Genomic DNA, 17,656 nt, shown 5'->3' on the forward strand with positions numbered 1-17,656 from the left:
GTTAGTGGCTAGAAACTTCTAGCTGATTACTTAAGGATATCCATTGATTAACGCTGAGGTCTTCAGCGCGGGCTTGGGGGTTAATTTCTAAATTTTCTAGCAATTCGGTTAAGTGATCGCGTTCGACGATGCCTTTCAAATTATTTCGTAACATTTTGCGTTTGGCACCGAAACCGAGTTGGATGAGAGTTTCTAGATGGTGTGGATTTAGTGGTAAAGATTGTAATTGTCGCGGACGTAATCTAACGACAGCAGAATCAACTTTGGGTGGTGGATAAAAGCTTTTTGCGCTGACGTGATAGATGAATTCGCATTCGGCTAAGTATTGAACGCGGACGGAGAGTGCGCCGAAGGTTTTTGACCCTGGTTTAGCGTACAAGCGATCCGCAACTTCTTTTTGAACGAGCAGTACGATCGAGTCAAAGGGGTGAGGATTGGGGTTGGCGATCGTTCCGAGTAGTTTTTCAAGAATTGGTCCAGTGATGTTGTAGGGAATATTTGCGACGACTTTATTGGGATTTTGAAAGTTAGGGAAAGGAGTTAATAAATAGGGTAAATCTATTTCTAGGAAATCACCTTGTAGTAGTAAGAAGTTTTTGGTGTTTCCTAACTTTTTAGCTAACAATTCACACAAATCAGGATCAATTTCTACAGCAACTACTGATTCAGCTAAAGCTAATAGGCGACGAGTTAATATTCCGGTTCCAGGACCAATTTCGAGGATGCGATCGCGTGGTGTGATTTCGGCGGCGGTGACAATTTGGTTAAGGGCTTTTTCATTTTTGAGCCAATGCTGCGCAAAGACCCTGCGCGGTTTTACCATCTATACTTCTCTTTGTGCTTAACTTTCAAGCCTTTTTGTTAATATTGTTTCTTAGTTTTTGCTTACTTTTTTGTCTTGCTATTTGCTTAAGCTTATATTGACTTTATGATAGATGTATGTTGGGTATCTAGCTTAGCAGTTTACCTAGTTGGTGTTTGATCAGTAATTCCCTCAAAGATTTCACTTCGGCTTTGAGAACAGCATTTTCTACTTCTAACTCATCTACTCTTGCTTTGAGTACTTCTTGAGTATTCGCTTTTTGAATCACGATTTCTTTATAAATTTCTAAGTTCGTATCTTCATTCATCCATCGTTGGTACGTCTTCGTATGCTCTTGTACAGTATGACCCATATAATCAGCCATCGTTTTTATGGGAATACGCAAGCGATGTCCGCGTATAGCATAAGCGTGGCGCAAATCATAAGGCTTAAAATTTATATGAGTCGTTCTAAACCGAATGTGAATTTTAGCAGTTTGATTATTTAAAGTTCCTCCTGTATTGGGAAACTTAACGTTTTTTAAATCAAATAACTCAACCCATTGAGGATGCAATGGTGGAATTCCACACGTACGTTCGCCTGTTTTTGTACCACCTGTAAGACTCGGATTAAGCGTAACTAAATGAAATATATTTGATGGAGTAGTGAAAGCCTTGAGATCTACAGCAAATAATTCATGAGGTCTTAAACCATAGGTAGCTAACATTCCATATACCCATTGCCACTGTTCAGGTTGTGTTAGATTTTCTTTACTAGCATAGGGTGATAGAGAAGTTCCTATGGTATCAAAACCTTGAATAATCTCTTCATCAGTAGGAATTTTGCGAAGACTTGGTAATGGTTGAGGAGTCGTATACGAATCAATAATTTTATTAGCATCAACACCACAAAAATCACAAAACTTTTTGAGTTGCCAAGCTAAATAAAATCTTGTTGAGGTATTGGGTGGAACTGATTCTAAAGCTTTTTCCAAGGCTTTTTGAGTTAAGGGAACATCTTGAGGAAGTTTTTTGAGATGTCGCAGATAATGCGTTTCCCACGTACGGATTCCTTGGCGATTTTTCTCATGAGTTTTCCAAAATTCTCGCTCGTACTCTTGAATCAGTACGCTGATCGGCTTTATTATGTCTGGTAACACATTTTTTTGAGCTTGCTTACCTAAAAGTTCCGGTGTCCACTGAAATTGCTTTGTCATTAACAGTAAGTCTAATTCTCGTGCTTTAGCGACAGCCGTTTTTACACCAGCATCACTCGCAGGAAACCCCAGTGAAATTGTGTATTGCTTATTAGAAGTTCCGTTTTTACCTACGTCGCCAGGCTTACAAGGAAAAGTCCCTTGCAAGCCAATTGATTTAGCTGTCGTTAGCTTGAGTTTGACTTTGACTCGATCGATACTTAATGCAGTGTTTGCTTGAGCGATCGCATACTTAATTCTCAGATACTCGCGTTCTATTTTCGCTATCTCATCCTTTGGGGAATTTGGTTTCCACTGCTTCCAGTCAGATGGTTTCCATTTATCAATAGAAGTACCATTCCATTCGGCTTGACGCGGATCGTAAGAATTAAATTGCTGGCTTGGCATGAATCGATTGAGTGCAGTTATCTTATGTTTTACCCGACTGCATCAAGATTATGTTATTTTGCCCTATTTGAGTCGCTTGTGTGCTACACCAATCGAGTTAAAATTTCATCCTCAGTAGCATAGTCGAATAACTCCAATCCTGTCCATTTAGGCATTTCTGGCGGCGGGTTGCTACGTTCCCATTCAATCGTTTGTTTCAGTGCTTCCGCTTGGGATACAACCTCGCTGTAACCAAGTTCTTGACGAATGCGTGTTGTATCAGCAAACCAATGTTGTTCAGTATTAAAAGGTAAGTTCCAACCTGCTGGTAAATAGTGTCTAGGAACAGATATTACTTCACCTTGCCATCCAGCCGCTTTCCCCACTTGATTTAGGCGTTCAGCTTCGGAAACTTGTAAATCTGCCAGATGATAGATGCGCCCCGTGGCTTGGGGATTAGTTACTGCAAGTGCGATCGCATGTGCGACATTGTCAACATATCCATAACAGCCACGCCATTGCGCAAAATTTTCTGGTAACAAAATTACTGGACGATTTTCATCCATTCTTTTTAGATAAGGAAACAGACGATGTAGAGGATCTTTTGGTCCGTACACCATTGGTAAACGAATGATTGTACCAGGTAACTCAGCATCACTCATTACGACTCGTTCAACTAAGATTTTGTCGTAATCCGCAGGAGCATTGAGCGCTCTTTGTGGCATATCTTGAAAAGGATAGAGTTGCTGACGTAGTGGCGAATCTTCGGTAAGTGGTACAGGGATAATACCCGATTCCTTCCCTAAAAGCACGTCGTAAGCACGATACACATCCATACTACTAATCGCAACAACACGCTGAGCGATGTCTTTAAACGTTTTCATGCTTATCAGCGCATCTTGCTCAGTATAAAGAATCATGTCTAAAACGACATCAGGTGAAAGTTGCTGAAACTCACTTTTTAGTTCAAGAAGTTGAGCACGATCGCCTTTAATTTCCTTTACTCCTAACGGTAATTCAGCTAAAGTTTTTCCTCGATGAAATATAGTAACCTCATGACCCATTGCATGAATTCGATGTACTACCGAAGGACCAATAAAATTGGTTCCCCCTATAATTAAAATTTTCATGGTATTTTTGTGATAAGGCTGTCGATTAAGCCGTATTTTTTCGCTTCTTCAGCACTCAAAAACAAGTTTCTACTTAAATCGATTTCAATTTGCTTGCGTGTTCTTCCAGTATTTTCAGCAAGAATTTGATTCAGTGTCTCTTTAAGATATAAAATCTCCTGAGCAGCTACCTCAATATCAGTTGCGTTTCCTTCAGTATTTCCTGACGGTTGCTGTAATTTAATTCGGGCGTGTGGTGAAGCATATCTTTTGCCCTTAGTTCCAGAAGCAAGTAAGAAAGCGCCCATTGCAGCAGCAGTACCAACACAAACTGTAGTAACATCTGTGCGAATTTGTTTCATCGCATCGTAAACAGTTATTGCTGCGGTTGCTAAACCACCATCAGAGTTGATGAATAAAGAAATATCTTTTTCTGGATCTTCAGCATCAAGAAATAGTAGTTGTGCAACAATTAAGTTAGCTACTTCCTCAGTTAATTCACCCTTTAAAAAGACAATTCGCTCAGCAAGTAATCGCGAATAAATATCGAACGTTTGGTCTTTATGAAGAAAAGGTTGAATGACTGGAATGCTGAGTGGGATGGGAGTATTCATTGTAGTTACTAAAAAGATGTCTTAGTGAGCAGGCAAGATGCCTACTCCACAGTTAATATTTAGAGTGATAGCAGTTCTAAGTAGCTTCGCTTCCTTAAGAAAGTGCGAAATTGTCTTGTGTTTCCTGTGCTAAAACTTCCGCAAGTTTGTGATTGATTAGATATTCCCATTTACCACTAAAGTAGGAATTGAGGAGAATACTGCCAAATTGTTGGGATTCCGAAATGCGATCGCTTAGCAAGACTTGATGCGTTAGCTGTGCTTGCCAAGATTGAGTAGGACGTGTAGGTTGATTAATAGCGATCGCATCTTGTTGATAGCCGCGATGTTCTAAATGTAGTTGCGTACCGCCATCAACAGGCGTAAGCTTCCAAGTCACAATTGAGGGAGATTCCATCAAGTTATCTTGCCAAGAATAAGCAAGTTCGTGTGGTTCTCTAAGTTTTAGGACTTCGCAATAAATAATCTCGTTTAACCCTGGTAATTGCGATTGAAAACAAAACTTGTGTCCTAAACAGGGTTCAAAGTCATTTTCCATTAACCATTTTGCTAATGAAGAACGATTTGCGATCGCCTTCCATACTTTTTCTGGCGGATAAGGATAGAAAACTTCCATCTTTACGACTCGGAACATGACTCCTCCAGATATTCACCCAGGTTATCGAGTTTCGCTTGCCAAAACTGTTCGTAGTGCGAAACCCAATTTTTCACTTGTTGCAATGGTTCGGGATTGAGTTGATATATCCGCTGACGCCCTAAGCGCCGTTGAGTAACTAAACCCGCCTCACACAAAATCTGTAAATGCTGCGAAATTGCAGGTAAAGACATTGCAAAAGGTTCTGCAAGTTGTTTTACGGGTTGTTCTCCATCCCGCAGGCGATCTAAAATTGCCCGACGTGTTGGATCGGCGATCGCTTGAAAAATATCTCCTCGCATAAAACAGCAAATACTTAAGTAAATGCTTAACTGTTTTCTAGAATATATAAGTAATTACTTAAATGTCAAGGAGCAAGCTATTTCGGATCTGTCATAAATCTTTTCGAGTTCTTGACTTTGGTTTCCTACAGTGAAATGGCAAACCCAAATTAAGGGAATTTCACACAATGAAAACGACAACCAAAATTATCCTAGCAACAGCTTTTATCGGTACTTTAGGTCTTGGAGGAGTAGCTAAAGCGGTTAATGCTAGACAAGTACAATCTCAAGCAGCAATTACGCCGCAATATAGCAGTACGCAAATAGCTGAAACTAGCGACGGCGATGGCGAAGTTAATGACGCCACCGAAGTGAATGCAAATACTAATCAATTGCAAGCCCAAGCCACGAGCAACAATCGTCATTCTCGCACACACAAAGAAATGGATGACGATCGAGAAGATCAGCAAGAAGCCGCAAAACTCCAACCATTAGCTAAAATTACCATCCAAGAAGCCAAGCAAGCTGCCCAAACCGCAGTAGCAGGTACAGCCAGCAGCGTCAAGCTTGAAAATGAAAATGGCAACTTAGTCTATGAAGTAGTTATCGGACAACAGGAAGTTATGGTAGACGCTGGTAACGGCAACGTACTATACACTGAGAATATTAATCAAGAAGACGAACACAACGAAACTTCGCGACCTAAGAGTAGTATTCAAGTATCCGACAGCAATGAACGTAATGCTGAAACTAACGACAATGGAGGACAGTAGCAAAGTTGAATAAATAATTCGAGTTCTACATTCTTAGTTAGTTGTTTAGGGTGGTTCCTTATCACCCTAATTGCATATTAAAATCTTGACATCTTTTGTAATTTCAGCATTGTAATACACAGCATCAACCACAAAAATCCTACTCCATAACCGGCAATTACATCTGTGTACGCCTAAATACAAGCGGCTGAAACCAATTGCGCTAATTAAAATAACTGCCAGAATATAAATAACTTTGGAAAACTTAGGATAATGTGTGGTAAGCAAGTCAGCAATTAACCGATACAAGATTAAAGAACGAACTCTGATGTTGCCAGTAAATTTAAATTTTGCGGATTATATTTAAACTAATATTCCTCCAGCATATGTCGCTGTTATTAAAAACTTAGAAAGAAAAATCTCTCAGGTGATACGATATAGCGGCGATCGCGCAAATATGCGATGATATACATCCACATCACGCCCGATTGTGTTACCAAGTTGCTTAAGCATCTCGACGCACGACCCCGACTACTAATTTCTGTTTTGGTTTCTGTCTTAGCGTGCATCCTACTCCCGTCATGGATGTTACTACCAACTCGGATCGTTGTTACATGGAATATAGGCACGATTTGTTTTTTGATTTTAGCTTGGGTGATGATAAACAACGCGACTCCACAAGGAATGCGTCGTAGCGCCCAACGTGAAGATAGTAGCCGTTTAACCGTTTTAATACTCGTTGTTGCAGCTGCATGTATGAGTTTGCTAGCAATTACTTTTATGCTGCAAGGTGGCAAAAGTTTACCTGCAAGGATATTAGCACTGCACGTAATTTTTGCAGTTATCACAATTGTTAGTTCTTGGTTACTGATACATACAATGTTTGCATTACAATACGCACATTATTATTATCGCGATCGCCGTGAAGATACCACAATAAGCAACGCTGAAGGTTTAGACTTTCCGCAAGACAAACAGCCGGATTATTGGGACTTTCTTTATTTCTCGTTTGTCGTCGGCATGACGTGTCAAGTTAGTGATGTGCAAATAACATCAAGCTTAATGCGCCGACTCGCTTTAGTACATGGAATTGTGACGTTTTTCTTTAATACTGTGATTCTAGCGCTTAGCATTAATATTATTGCTGCGTTACTCTAACAGAATTCGGCGAAAACTTTATGCAAAACCAGCGTCCACTTGGATTAATTGTAATCGTCATGTATAAAGCTTTTGTAGCTTTACTACTGGCAATTACAGCTATATTCTTACTTTTAGCTTTAAAAAACTATCAAAGTCTTGCAGTCTTTTCTGAGTCTTATCTTTTAGAAGGTAAACTACATATTATTGAATTTATTCTCGAACAAATTATTCGCCTCAAGCGGCAAACTTTACTTTTTAGTGGCCTTGCTGCTGGTATCTATGGAATTTTAACAGCAATTGAAGCACTTGGTTTATGGTATAGAAAAAAGTGGGCAGGATTATTAGTTTTGGCACTAGTCGGTGTTAGTATTCCTCTAGAAGTAGTTGAGTTAATAAAGGGATTAACCATTCTTAAATTAGGAGTATTTTTAGGAAATATAGCTATATTGTGGTACTTGATTCGCCATTTCCCGAAATCCAAAAGCTAATATAGGTTTTATTGAAATTGCTGCATATTCTTAGAGAAGCGCACGCTAAAACAACTACCAACTTTTAATTGGCTGCTGACAGTAATTATGCCACCGTGATTATGAGCAATAGCTTGGGCGATCGCTAATCCCAAACCCGACCCACCATTCCAATACGAACGCGACTCATCTGCACGCCAAAATCGCTCAAAAACTTTATTGATATTCTCTTTTGCAATACCAATACCTGTATCTTTTACTTCAATAAGTATGTCAGAATTAATAGCAATACCGATAATATCAACTGTACCCAAGGGCGCAGTATAGTATATAGCATTTTGAATCAAGTTTGTAAATAAACGTGTTAGTTGAACTACGTCGCCTGATAGATATAAGATTTGATTTAATTGAGTTCTTAAAGTAATTTTTTTAGCAATTGCTTGCGGCTGATAAAGTTCTACCAAATCTTGTAATAATAAAGTTAAATTAACCTTTTCATAGTGTTGAGGAATTTTATCATAACGTGCTAGAAATAGTAAATCTTCAGTTAGACGAGTCATTTGGTTAGTAGCACTAGTAATTGCTTGAAATTTCTGTACATCAGTTTCTCGTATTCCTTCAGAATATTTTAATGCTACTGCTGCATTGCTTTTAATTGCCATTAAAGGACTACGCAATTCGTGCGATGCATCGGCTGTAAACTGTTGCAATCTTTGAAAACTTTCTTCTATCGGTTGCATTGCTTGACGAGTTAAAACAATACCACCAATACCGCTAAAAATTAATGCGATCGCAATTCCTCCGCCTAGCCCCAAATCTAATCTATGTAATGTTTCCTTAAAATCTTCTAACGATTGACTTGCCCGCACATAGCCAACCAACTGGTGATCGTCGCTTCCTATGATTGGAAGTGTAACCGCTCGAATATTTGCTTGTGTTTGAATTTGTACAGAGTTATCAGGAGAAAATGGTAGAGTCAGAACATCTGTTCCTTGTTGACTAACCAATTTGCCTTGAGGATTGAACCATTGTAATGCTTGATTTTGCAATTTTAGGTTACTTATAGAAAAGTCACTTTCAATTTTGATCTGACCATTTTCTAATTCTGCATTAGCCGCTGCTCCTTGAGCTAAAGTCGTTAATCTATCTGTAAATTGTTGAGAAAGACTGCGCGTAAAGACAACTCGAACGGCGATTGCAAATCCAGCTAATATTGATGCTAGAATACCTAAATAAGATAATAGTAAACGATACTTAATATTTGTAAACACAATCGCTTAAATTATTCAGCACTTAGACGATAACCAATACCGTAAACAGTTTCAATTAAATTGTCGCAACTACCTGCGGCTTTAAGTTTTCGACGTATGTTTGTAATATGCGTTTTTATTGTTTCTTCACTTGACAATTTATCAAAATCCCATAATTTTTCTAAAATGGCTGCTTTAGTAAAAACTTGAGTAGGGTAACGTAGAAAATATTCAATTATTGTAAATTCCTTTGGTGTTAAAGACACTATCTTCCCCTGATAAGTCACTTGACAGGTATGAGAATCAAGTTGTAAATCTCCATGAACCAAAATCGGCAAACGAATTTCGGGAGTTCTCCGAGATAAGGCACGAATTCGTGCTGATAGTTCTTCTAATTCAAACGGCTTAACTAAATAATCATCTGCACCAGCGTCAAGTCCCACAACTTTGTCAATAGTAGTATCTCTCGCTGTCAACACTAAAATTAAAGCATTATATTTGACTGTACGTAAACGTTTACATAAAGTAATTCCATCCAATTGAGGTAGCATTAAATCGAGCAAAATTAGATCATATTGCGTAGCACTAGCATATTCCCATCCCTCAAATCCATTAGTAGCAATATCTATAACATGATGTTGACGTTTTAAATCTTCAGCTAGGGGATCGGCAATGCGATCGTCGTCTTCAATTATTAATATTTTCATAGTTAATAGCGCATTTATTTGAGTTGCAAGTTTTTTTCAAAACTAAGTATAGAAGTTACAGAGGAAACGCACCCTTACTAGATAGACAAAAAACACCTAATGAACTAATGTCGTTCAGTGTGAGAAGGTTTAGCTAGTAGGATTAGCCTTTTCTGCTGTAGAGTTGTGACTAGGATGCAGACTCCAAGTATTGACAAAAGAACTATAGATGAACCGACCGTACCATAACCAAGACCACCTTTTTGGTGCGCTTTTGTCAGAAAGTCCCCCAGGGTTGCACCAAATGGTCGGGTAAGAACAAATGCAACCCAAAACAAAACAACGTCAGAAATTTGGGTAAAACAATATGCTGCTAAAACTAAGGCAAGTAAACTAGCAATTAGAGACGCTCCTCCTACAAACCCAAGTCCAGAACTATCCGCAAGGAAATCGCCCAGAGCAGTACCTAAAGTATTTGAAAATAAAATTGCTATCCAATAAAGCAGTTCAACTTTTGCTGTTCTAACATGAGTAACAGATAACGAGCCAACACTAAATCGCCAAAATACCAAAATAGCTAAGAGAATGGTAACCAAAATTACAGAACCCTTAGCATAGCCAAGCCCTAAAGTGCGATCCATGTAATCAGACATCGTTGTTCCAGCGGTACTAGTTGAAAGAATAACAGTCCAATAAAGTAATGGATTATAAGTTTTCGATACTAGTTGAGTTGCAAGAGTAGCTAAAAACACTCCAATCAATATAGTAGAACTGACTGCGTAGCCCACATTTAGCGTCATCGATAAAAGGTCTCCTGCTGTTTCTCCCAATGTGGTAGCGCAGATTTTCATGATCCAGAAGAATGCAGTGATTTGTGGAAGTTTGCTCATGGTTGCTTCTACTTGCTGTATGTATTGCAGCTTCATCGTAGAGAGCAAAAGTCAAGAACTTGGAAAGAGTTCAGAGGGATTGAAAATTCAGTACTAATTCGTAATTGAGTACTATTAAAGTTTGGAAACCGCAGGACAATCTTTGATGTACCACCGCCACGGGAGATCGACGCCTTGAGTAAGTCCAATGCGGGTAGTTTGCACCAAATTAGTAGCTTGATTTTCAAGCTGTTGTTGAAATTCTAATGAACGATGTTCTAACCACAATGGTTCACCAGGTTGGAGCATTAATGCATTTAAGCTGCGATCAATCTGTAAAGCTAAACACAACTTGCCAGGTCCAGCCGCAATGCGGTGCGGTTTTTTAGCTGGTATTTCCGCAGGGAAAGATTCTAGTTGTAAAGCACGAATTAAAACTGCACTCGGCACGCCATCCGCATCGGTAACGACATTGAAACAGTGATAAATTCCATAGATGAGATAAACATAACTTCTACCAGCAGGTCCAAACAGTACCGCATTACGTTCAGTGCGACGGCGGTACGCATGAAACGCCGGATCTCCAACTGCATAAGCTTCAGTTTCCACAATTAACCCCCGCAGAAGTTGTCCGTCAGGAACTTTACGTACAAGTGTACACCCGAGTAAGTCTGGTGCAACTTCAGGAGATGGACGCTCTAACCAAGAAGGTTCTACAATCTGATTGAGTGTAGTTGAATTCACGCAATTTACATAAGTCAAAGTTGACTTTGGTAATTTTATCCTGAAGTGAAGGTTGAGGAAGTGAAAAAATGGATGTAAAGCTGATTCTCGTGGGATTGACAGTCATTTTTACAGTATCGTGCTTATTCTTTGGTACTAAAAACGGCTTTTATGACACAGATAATTATCATGGTAATGGTTCTGCTCACTAAAACAGCGATCGCTTGGTTAAATCAGGGGTGAGATTCATTAATCAGATCGTCTATTTTCTAGCTTTTAGCTTGCACTGGGTTTAGGTAGAGGTCTACATGAGTGATCGTATACCTACAGCCTCCCGTCCTGCTGGAGAAACAAGTTCCGAACTAGAATGTTTCCCGTACAGCGTTCATCATGCTGATGAAGGCGTGTGTTTATTAGTACGGATGGGACCTTATCGCATTTTACTCGACTGTGGCATTGACGATATTTCTATCTTGAAAAAAGGGAAGCGATCGCCACCAGCCGATTTAGTTTTATGCAGTCACGCGCATCCCGATCACGCCCAAGGCTTACTTGCACTACATCAGGCTTTTCCTTCGTTACCCATCTACGCTAGCGAAGCGACAACGCAATTATTACCCCTCAACTGGTTAGGGACACAGAACATTCCGCAGTTTTGTCAAGCATTACCGTGGCGATCGCCTGTGGAGTTTCAAGATGGTTTGAGTGCGGAGTTGTTTCCGGCGGGACATTTACCAGGTGCAGCCGCAATTTTATTGACGTACACTACACCACAGCGGACGTATACGTTACTCTATACAGGAGACTTCTTTTTATCGAATTCGCGCTTAGTTGAAGGAATGCCGTTGGAGGAATTGCGCGGATTGAAGCCTGATGTCTTAATAATTGAAGGAAGCTACGGAACTGCACGCCATCCGCATCGGCGATCGCAAGAAAATCAACTTGCTGAACGCATCAATCGCGCGATCGCTCAAGGTTACTGTGTTTTAATGCCAACTCCAACGCTGGGAATTGGACAAGAAATTCTCATGTTACTGCGGAGTCATCACAGTTTTACTGGTCGCGATTTAGATATTTGGGTTGATGGGATGGTCGCTACTGGCTGCGATGCTTACCTAGAAATGCTACCTCAACTACCTGCAGCAGTACAAAACTTTGCTCGCCATCAACCATTATTTTGGGATGAACGCGTACGTCCGCGAATGCGTAGGTTAACACCACAACAGCGCACTGATGTTGGCAAATTGCCGTGTATTGTGATTACTGACGAAAACGCAGATTTACAACAATATTGCCAGCCCGAAACTGGTCCTTGGCTGATTCTCTTTCCAGAAAAACCAGGGCGTTTACTTCCTCATCCTCAGTCTTTGCCAGAATTAGCACCGCAACCCTCAACTACCGTAGAAACGTATTTACTAGCACAACATAGCGATGGTCCTGGAATTACGCAACTGATTCACAATCTACGACCACAGCACGTTATTTTTGTTCATGGTTCGCCTGCTTATTTAGCAGATCTCACCAGCTTAGATGAGTTACAAAATCGCTACCATTTGCATTCGCCGGCGAGTGGGACAGCAGTAGATTTACCCGTTGGCGATACTTTTATTCAACCAGCAGCGCCAGAAACTAACTATGAAGGTGAACTAAATGAGTTGGGTACAGTAATTACAATCACACTACCGGAAGCCATCATTGCCGATCCTCGTTGGCGTGTTTTTGCGGATACAGGATTAGTTGAAGCCCGTTGGCAAGGTGAAGAATTAGTTATTCGCGGTTTGTCACAGCGGGAGTTGCTGAATCAAACCAGCGATCGCCTCATCGCTAGCGAAGTCAGTTGCTGCGCTACTTGTAAATTTCAACGCGGACAGCGATGCTGGAATCAATCATCTCCTTTATTCGGGTTTAAGGTGACACCCGAAGGTTACTGTCCTGTATATGAACGTAGTAGTAATGAAGAATAATTTGTAAGTTGAGAAAGTAAGAAGTTTTAAGGCTTCCTACTTTCTCTCTAACTGTTTTAATCGGGATTCGAGTCGGTGTAACGACGAATGCGTTCTGCTTCGGGACAATCCTCGGAAACTAAAGGTTCAGCGTTACCGCGTGGTACTGAAGCTAACTTTTGTGTCACAGCACCAATGCTTTCGAGACGAACCATTTCTTCCCAAGAGCAAACTTCGTCTTCTTCTTCTGTTTCATAACGCAGGGTAACTAAATCACCTTCAATGTCGATGATGCGGGCGCGTTCTATCCAGCGTTGCTGGTCCCGCAAGAAAACGCATACTTCACGCCCGTCGCCACACAGTTGATAAATCTTGCGGTGTAGCATCTATCGCTTCTGCCCTTTTACAACGTAAGTTAAATCTGTACATAGTTCTGGGGTGTAATCCCAGTTAAATACTGCTCAGAGTGAACAATTTCCACTTTTAGTTATGTGCGGCAATCTTGCCAGCAACTTTTATTGTTTTTAGTTTCATGTGCCTCCTGAGTCGCTAGCTAGATGGTTGCTACTGAGCTTGGAATGTTTGCTTCGCAGCATTGTTTAAAGATTAGGTTTTAGTGTACAGCAATTAGGCGTTTGCCTCGATCAAGCCGATGTTTGCCATTGACTAGAACTTTGTTTCTCATGAGCGAAACATACACATTTCTACCGTAAATTCGGTAATCTTTGTTACCACTTTGTATTTAAGTGATATCAGTTCGAGTCGAGGGACTCGCGTAGCTTGATCCTAATGTAAATGATCTTAACTCATTGTTTTGCGATACTTCATCTTTTTTCTAGCAAAATTATTAGTTAATATTTACCGTAAAATTGCCTAAAATCTTCATCTTTTTGGCTTAATTGTACCCACTCAAGGCTTAAATTTTGCAATTTTGCAACGAGTTGGGCGCAAGCAGGGCGTTCAGTCGCATAATGTCCGGCGTCGATGAGAATTAAACCGCGATCGCGACTTTCCTGAAATTGATGGAATTTACAATCAGACGTTAAATAGGCTTGTGCACCAGTTTTAACAACATCTGAGATAAAACTAGCTCCTGAACCACCTAATACGGCAAGACGTTCAATTGTTTGCTTTCGATTTGCTTCAGGAGAGAAGATGAGATCAGGTGGGTGTAACTGAGTGTAAATTTTGGTAAGAAGTTCCTGTAAAGTTAAAGTAGGCTCTAGAACCCCTACACGACCGTATCCTAAGCCTGCTTGCGTTTCTACAATGGGTGTAGCGTGCTTGAGTTCTAACACCTGCGCTAGGACATCAGCCGTACCATCAGCAACTTGATCGAAATTCGTATGCGCTGTGTAAATGCCAATTTGATGATGAAATGACAATCGTGTTATTTCGGTGATCGCATCTCCAGTTTGTAAAGATTTAACTGGCTTAAAAATCAAAGGATGGTGGGCAAAAATCAAATTGACAGGAGTACCTACATTTTGGAGGGCGATCGCTTCTTCCATCACTGCTAGAGTGGGAGTCAAGCAAACAAGCACCTGTGCTGATTCTTCTAAAACTCCAGGTTCAATCTGCCAGCCACAATTATCCCAGCTTTCTTGCCAAGCCGGATTTGCCCATGCTTCAAACCAAGCGATTAGTTCCGCAATTTTCATATGCTGTCTAACTTGATTCACTGTCTGCGTACAGCAATTGTATAACTTGGTCGCTGCGATGCTTCACGTTGCTTTCTCACAATTCGGAGATCGCGATCTACATAAAGATGCTCCAACTGGGGAGTCGCTAAGTAAGTTTTCTCCAATTTCTTCACAGTCTTGCGGTCTAATTTTAAATCAAGCGCTTGCGGAAGTTCTTCTTGTACCGATTGAAATTTATTATTAACTACACTACTAAACCAGTTGTCTGCATCTTCAATCGTTAAAGGAACTTCTCGATTCCGAAAAGCCTGCTCAATACCTACATTTTGGATGTACCATTTGTTATCTCGTACGGCATACTTTTGCAGTACCATTAAATCGATTGCTGGTAATTTCGTAGACAGTTTTTTGCCAGAAAGTATTTTGTCCTGGAGTATATCGAGCAATGTTAGCGTAGTAGCTGTCATCATGAAAAATTTGATACGATTGTTCTCTACTGCGCCCTGGTAGAGTATCGTGAAAAGGTATCGTTGACCATATAGGTGTCCAAACGCCAAGAACAAGGGGAATTTGTTCTGCTGCTACTGGATAGGGATTTCGTTGCGTCAACTCCTCAATATATGGTGTCAGTATATTTTTATGATACTGAACTTTAGTATTTAAAGAATCAGTATCTCGTCCTGTAACTCGCTCTAATAGTTCAGCTTTAAGTTCTGATGTACTTTGAGAACTTAATTGATTTGGATTAAATACATTAACCATTAAAATTTGCACCCTGAAATCTCAAGGAATTTCACTGCCTATAAAGATAAAAACCATGTTAAAAGAGTAGGTTTATAGAGAAGTAGCCTACGTATAATTTAGAGCAGGTTTTACTTAACTCAACACAATTTTCTACTCTCTATTACCTACTACTAAATCTCACTGAATCAAGCAAGAATCTGGCGTCAATCTTTACCACCAAATACGATTTCCTTTGTCATCGACTCGTGCTAGACGAATGACATCAGAAATTTTTTTGGCATCTCTTACATGGTGTAGAGCTTGTTTTTCACCGTCTGGGTATTCGACAATAAAGTACGTTGGAACTAAAATCCAGTCACCTGTGATATCTGGCGTATCTACAGCAACTTGCTGCGCTTTTTCTTCAACAGATTTTGATTCATCCGTGACAATATCACCAGGGTTAACGGTTAAATTTCTTTCTTTAGCAGTTGGTTCCTTGCGTGTATGCCAATCTCGACTTACAGGCTGTTCGATTGGTTTCTTTTCGAGTTGCTTAGCCATAATACTTTTTAGTAAGTTGAACCTCATGAACTTACTAAATTCAATGTAGAAAATTTAAAAATTAGTTTGCTCTCTCATTAGAGAGAAACTTGTCAGGCTATATCTGTCGAAAAAACCGTATTCTTTGTTACAGGTTATCCGTACTATAGAAGTTAAGTTACTTATTTACAGTAATAATGCTTAATTATTAAGGCACAGGTTAATAGAAAAACGCTTAACGATTGAACCCGCAGCAACAATCAAATGCATGAAAGCAATCAGCCAAACGCTTCTTACATTCCCGTAATGTGAACAACAAGTTCTCTATTATGGCTACGCCGTCGATGCTCCCAAATATATATACCTTGCCAAGTACCTAACAATAACTCACCTTTAGCAATCGGAATTTGTTCTGATGTATGCGTAAGTACTGTACGAATATGTGCTGGCATATCATCAGATCCTTCAGCGCTGTGGATGTAATAAGCATCTTCAGGAACGAGTTTCGCTAAGAAGTTTTCTAAATCTTTTAGTACGTCAGGATCGGCATTTTCTTGAATCACAAGACTAGCCGAAGTATGACGTAAAAAGAGATGACAAATTCCTGTTTCTATAACTGATTCAGCAACAATTGATTCAATTTTGGTAGTCACATTATTAAGAGACTTGCCTTGCGTGGGAATTCTTAAGATTTTTTGGTAATGCATCGTTAGTGAATTACTGAAAATAGTCTAAAACAGCATGGGCGATCGCTTCATTACCATCGAGGGCAATTCCTTGCGACTTTCTTGGTGTCAAAGGTGCTTGTTCGAGAAATTCCCAACCACTGTGGAAAAATTCGTCTGGGCTAATAACTTGGTGATGCGCATAATCTGTAATTCCTTCAATCAACAAAGCTGCTTCCGCAAAATCATCACGGGTCAGAGTAATAATAGGCACCTGTTGGTGAATTGCTTCGGCGAATGTACTAAAACCAGGTTTGGAAACAACTCTGCCACAAAGCTGCATAAAATCAACTGGACGATACTGCGGATCGCTGATTTTAAGTAAGTTAGGTAAATCTGGGGCGTTACGCGCAAACGTGATAAATTGCCAATCGGGAAATCGTTGTACATTATTGTATGGAATTTGCTGTAAGCCCAAGCCACCGAAAGTTAATAAGATTGTGCGCTCTTTTGGTGTTGTGATCTTCCATTTAGATCGTAGCGCATCAGATTGGTGGGATGGAGAACCACCAGGTAGCCCAAAGTCTGTGATATTTTGAAACGCACTCATGGGTTCGTGGAATGGTAGGCGGAGTAAGCGATCGCACTGACTGTAGCAATCGGAAATCCAATCCGCGATTTCCTGAAATTCACTTCCCCAATCACGATAAATAAAGTCCCAACCAAAATTGCTGATAGTCCAACACGGAACATTTGCGGTTTTCCCAATTACGCTAGCTAAATGGGGAACATCCGCTAAGATTAAATCGACGCGATTTTGCTTGATAAAGTTAACTTCTCCGGCGACAATTGCGTTTTGTTGACTGCGGATATGCTGCATTTTTTCGAGTGTGGCGGCTTTGTCCATTTTGAGACTATCGCTTTGTACTACACCAACATCAAACGATCGCGGACGGTAGATAAAATCATTTTGAAAGTATGATTCGAGAAACCAACGTGGTGTTGTAGTAACGAAAATTACCAACGTTTCTGGACAGAGTTTTTTGATCGTCGCAACAACCGATGCAGTCCGCGCTGCATGACCAAATCCGTGACTGGTAACGGCTACGTAGATAATGGGAGACATATATTAGGGGTCAGAGGTCAGGGAGTTGTGAGTTATGAATGTTGAGTTATGAGTTTAAGAGATTTAAGACAATTCTTTTAATTCAAAACTTAAAACTAGCTACT

General features: G+C 40.2%; 22 protein-coding genes. 5 read left to right on the forward strand and 17 right to left on the reverse strand.

The genetic code is table 11. The features are described 5' to 3' along the window. Position 1: 1 nt before the first annotated feature. From rsmA to NIES1031_RS09860, 6 genes are all read right to left on the reverse strand, one after another. Positions 2-823 carry a 16S rRNA (adenine(1518)-N(6)/adenine(1519)-N(6))-dimethyltransferase RsmA gene (gene rsmA, locus NIES1031_RS09835; protein ID WP_073549233.1) on the reverse strand — a complete coding sequence of 274 codons (822 nt, stop codon included), beginning with the start codon at positions 821-823 and terminating at the stop codon, positions 2-4. Between the two features lie 127 nt (positions 824-950). Then, the gene (locus NIES1031_RS09840; protein ID WP_073549234.1) at positions 951-2,405 is read right to left on the reverse strand and encodes a site-specific integrase; all 1,455 of its coding nucleotides are present in this window, start codon (positions 2,403-2,405) and stop codon (positions 951-953) included. A gap of 83 nt (positions 2,406-2,488) precedes the next feature. Beyond that, entirely contained in the window at positions 2,489-3,514 is a 1,026-nt protein-coding gene (locus tag NIES1031_RS09845; protein ID WP_073549235.1) for an NAD-dependent epimerase/dehydratase family protein, read from the reverse strand. Beyond that, positions 3,511-4,107 carry an ATP-dependent Clp protease proteolytic subunit gene (locus NIES1031_RS09850; protein ID WP_073549236.1) on the reverse strand — a complete coding sequence of 199 codons (597 nt, stop codon included), beginning with the start codon at positions 4,105-4,107 and terminating at the stop codon, positions 3,511-3,513. Before NIES1031_RS09850 ends, NIES1031_RS09845 begins: the two co-directional genes overlap by 4 nt. A gap of 94 nt (positions 4,108-4,201) precedes the next feature. Then, positions 4,202-4,741, reverse strand: coding sequence for an SRPBCC family protein (locus NIES1031_RS09855; protein ID WP_073549237.1), 540 nt, complete (start codon positions 4,739-4,741; stop codon positions 4,202-4,204). Beyond that, positions 4,726-5,043 carry an ArsR/SmtB family transcription factor gene (locus NIES1031_RS09860; protein ID WP_073549238.1) on the reverse strand — a complete coding sequence of 106 codons (318 nt, stop codon included), beginning with the start codon at positions 5,041-5,043 and terminating at the stop codon, positions 4,726-4,728. The genes NIES1031_RS09855 and NIES1031_RS09860 overlap by 16 nt, the downstream gene beginning before the upstream one ends. A 167-nt stretch (positions 5,044-5,210) precedes the next feature. Here NIES1031_RS09860 and NIES1031_RS09865 point away from each other — a divergent pair, with 167 nt between their 5' ends. The 3 genes from NIES1031_RS09865 (at position 5,211) to NIES1031_RS09875 (ending at position 7,402) form a co-directional block, all read left to right on the forward strand. Next, complete coding sequence (locus NIES1031_RS09865) at positions 5,211-5,795, forward strand: PepSY domain-containing protein (RefSeq protein WP_073549239.1); 585 nt, start codon at positions 5,211-5,213, stop codon at positions 5,793-5,795. A gap of 564 nt (positions 5,796-6,359) precedes the next feature. Further along, complete coding sequence (locus tag NIES1031_RS09870; RefSeq protein WP_218596728.1) at positions 6,360-6,932, forward strand: DUF1345 domain-containing protein; 573 nt, start codon at positions 6,360-6,362, stop codon at positions 6,930-6,932. 20 nt (positions 6,933-6,952) lie between these two features. Then, positions 6,953-7,402, forward strand: a complete 450-nt coding sequence (locus NIES1031_RS09875; protein ID WP_073549241.1) for a DUF2127 domain-containing protein — start codon at positions 6,953-6,955, stop codon at positions 7,400-7,402. Positions 7,403-7,410: 8 nt separating this feature from the next. Here NIES1031_RS09875 and NIES1031_RS09880 read toward each other — a convergent pair whose 3' ends face one another. From NIES1031_RS09880 to NIES1031_RS09895, 4 genes are all read right to left on the reverse strand, one after another. Further along, positions 7,411-8,652, reverse strand: a complete 1,242-nt coding sequence (locus NIES1031_RS09880) for a sensor histidine kinase (RefSeq protein WP_073549242.1) — start codon at positions 8,650-8,652, stop codon at positions 7,411-7,413. Between the two features lie 11 nt (positions 8,653-8,663). After that, positions 8,664-9,338: a response regulator transcription factor gene (locus NIES1031_RS09885; RefSeq protein ID WP_073549243.1), complete on the reverse strand. Its 675-nt coding sequence runs from the start codon at positions 9,336-9,338 to the stop codon at positions 8,664-8,666. A 104-nt stretch (positions 9,339-9,442) separates the two neighbouring features. Then, complete coding sequence (locus NIES1031_RS09890; protein ID WP_218596729.1) at positions 9,443-10,243, reverse strand: COG4705 family protein; 801 nt, start codon at positions 10,241-10,243, stop codon at positions 9,443-9,445. Positions 10,244-10,321: 78 nt separating this feature from the next. Next, positions 10,322-10,930, reverse strand: coding sequence for a DNA-3-methyladenine glycosylase (locus NIES1031_RS09895; RefSeq protein ID WP_073549244.1), 609 nt, complete (start codon positions 10,928-10,930; stop codon positions 10,322-10,324). 68 nt (positions 10,931-10,998) lie between these two features. Here NIES1031_RS09895 and NIES1031_RS25985 point away from each other — a divergent pair, with 68 nt between their 5' ends. Together NIES1031_RS25985 and NIES1031_RS09900 are read left to right on the forward strand one after the other, a co-directional pair. Next, on the forward strand, positions 10,999-11,121 hold the full coding sequence (locus NIES1031_RS25985) for a hypothetical protein (RefSeq protein ID WP_015188741.1): 123 nt from the start codon (positions 10,999-11,001) through the stop codon (positions 11,119-11,121). Positions 11,122-11,217: 96 nt separating this feature from the next. Further along, positions 11,218-12,873, forward strand: coding sequence for an MBL fold metallo-hydrolase (locus tag NIES1031_RS09900; protein WP_073549245.1), 1,656 nt, complete (start codon positions 11,218-11,220; stop codon positions 12,871-12,873). Positions 12,874-12,929: 56 nt separating this feature from the next. On the opposite strand, the gene NIES1031_RS09905 is transcribed toward NIES1031_RS09900, so the two are convergent. The 7 genes from NIES1031_RS09905 to NIES1031_RS09930 all read right to left on the reverse strand — a co-directional run bounded on the left by NIES1031_RS09905 (position 12,930) and on the right by NIES1031_RS09930 (position 17,552). Beyond that, the gene (locus tag NIES1031_RS09905) at positions 12,930-13,238 is read right to left on the reverse strand and encodes a DUF6679 family protein (protein ID WP_015188739.1); all 309 of its coding nucleotides are present in this window, start codon (positions 13,236-13,238) and stop codon (positions 12,930-12,932) included. A 465-nt stretch (positions 13,239-13,703) separates the two neighbouring features. Beyond that, a complete protein-coding gene (locus NIES1031_RS09910; RefSeq protein ID WP_073549397.1) occupies positions 13,704-14,513 on the reverse strand; it encodes a Nif3-like dinuclear metal center hexameric protein in 810 nt (269 codons plus the stop codon). A 17-nt stretch (positions 14,514-14,530) separates the two neighbouring features. Then, positions 14,531-14,869 carry a hypothetical protein gene (locus tag NIES1031_RS24835; protein ID WP_218596731.1) on the reverse strand — a complete coding sequence of 113 codons (339 nt, stop codon included), beginning with the start codon at positions 14,867-14,869 and terminating at the stop codon, positions 14,531-14,533. Then, a complete protein-coding gene (locus tag NIES1031_RS24840) occupies positions 14,838-15,257 on the reverse strand; it encodes a hypothetical protein (protein WP_218596732.1) in 420 nt (139 codons plus the stop codon). The genes NIES1031_RS24835 and NIES1031_RS24840 overlap by 32 nt, the downstream gene beginning before the upstream one ends. Before the next feature lie 192 nt (positions 15,258-15,449). Then, positions 15,450-15,782, reverse strand: coding sequence for a hypothetical protein (locus NIES1031_RS09920; RefSeq protein WP_073549246.1), 333 nt, complete (start codon positions 15,780-15,782; stop codon positions 15,450-15,452). A gap of 272 nt (positions 15,783-16,054) precedes the next feature. Next, positions 16,055-16,468 (reverse strand): secondary thiamine-phosphate synthase enzyme YjbQ, encoded by a 414-nt coding sequence (locus tag NIES1031_RS09925; protein ID WP_073549247.1) that lies wholly within the window; start codon positions 16,466-16,468, stop codon positions 16,055-16,057. A 10-nt stretch (positions 16,469-16,478) separates the two neighbouring features. Continuing rightward, a complete protein-coding gene (locus NIES1031_RS09930) occupies positions 16,479-17,552 on the reverse strand; it encodes a glycosyl transferase (RefSeq protein ID WP_073549248.1) in 1,074 nt (357 codons plus the stop codon). Positions 17,553-17,656: the final 104 nt, after the last annotated feature.

The organism is Chroogloeocystis siderophila 5.2 s.c.1 (assembly GCF_001904655.1).
In the GTDB taxonomy this organism is placed as follows: domain Bacteria; phylum Cyanobacteriota; class Cyanobacteriia; order Cyanobacteriales; family Chroococcidiopsidaceae; genus Chroogloeocystis; species Chroogloeocystis siderophila.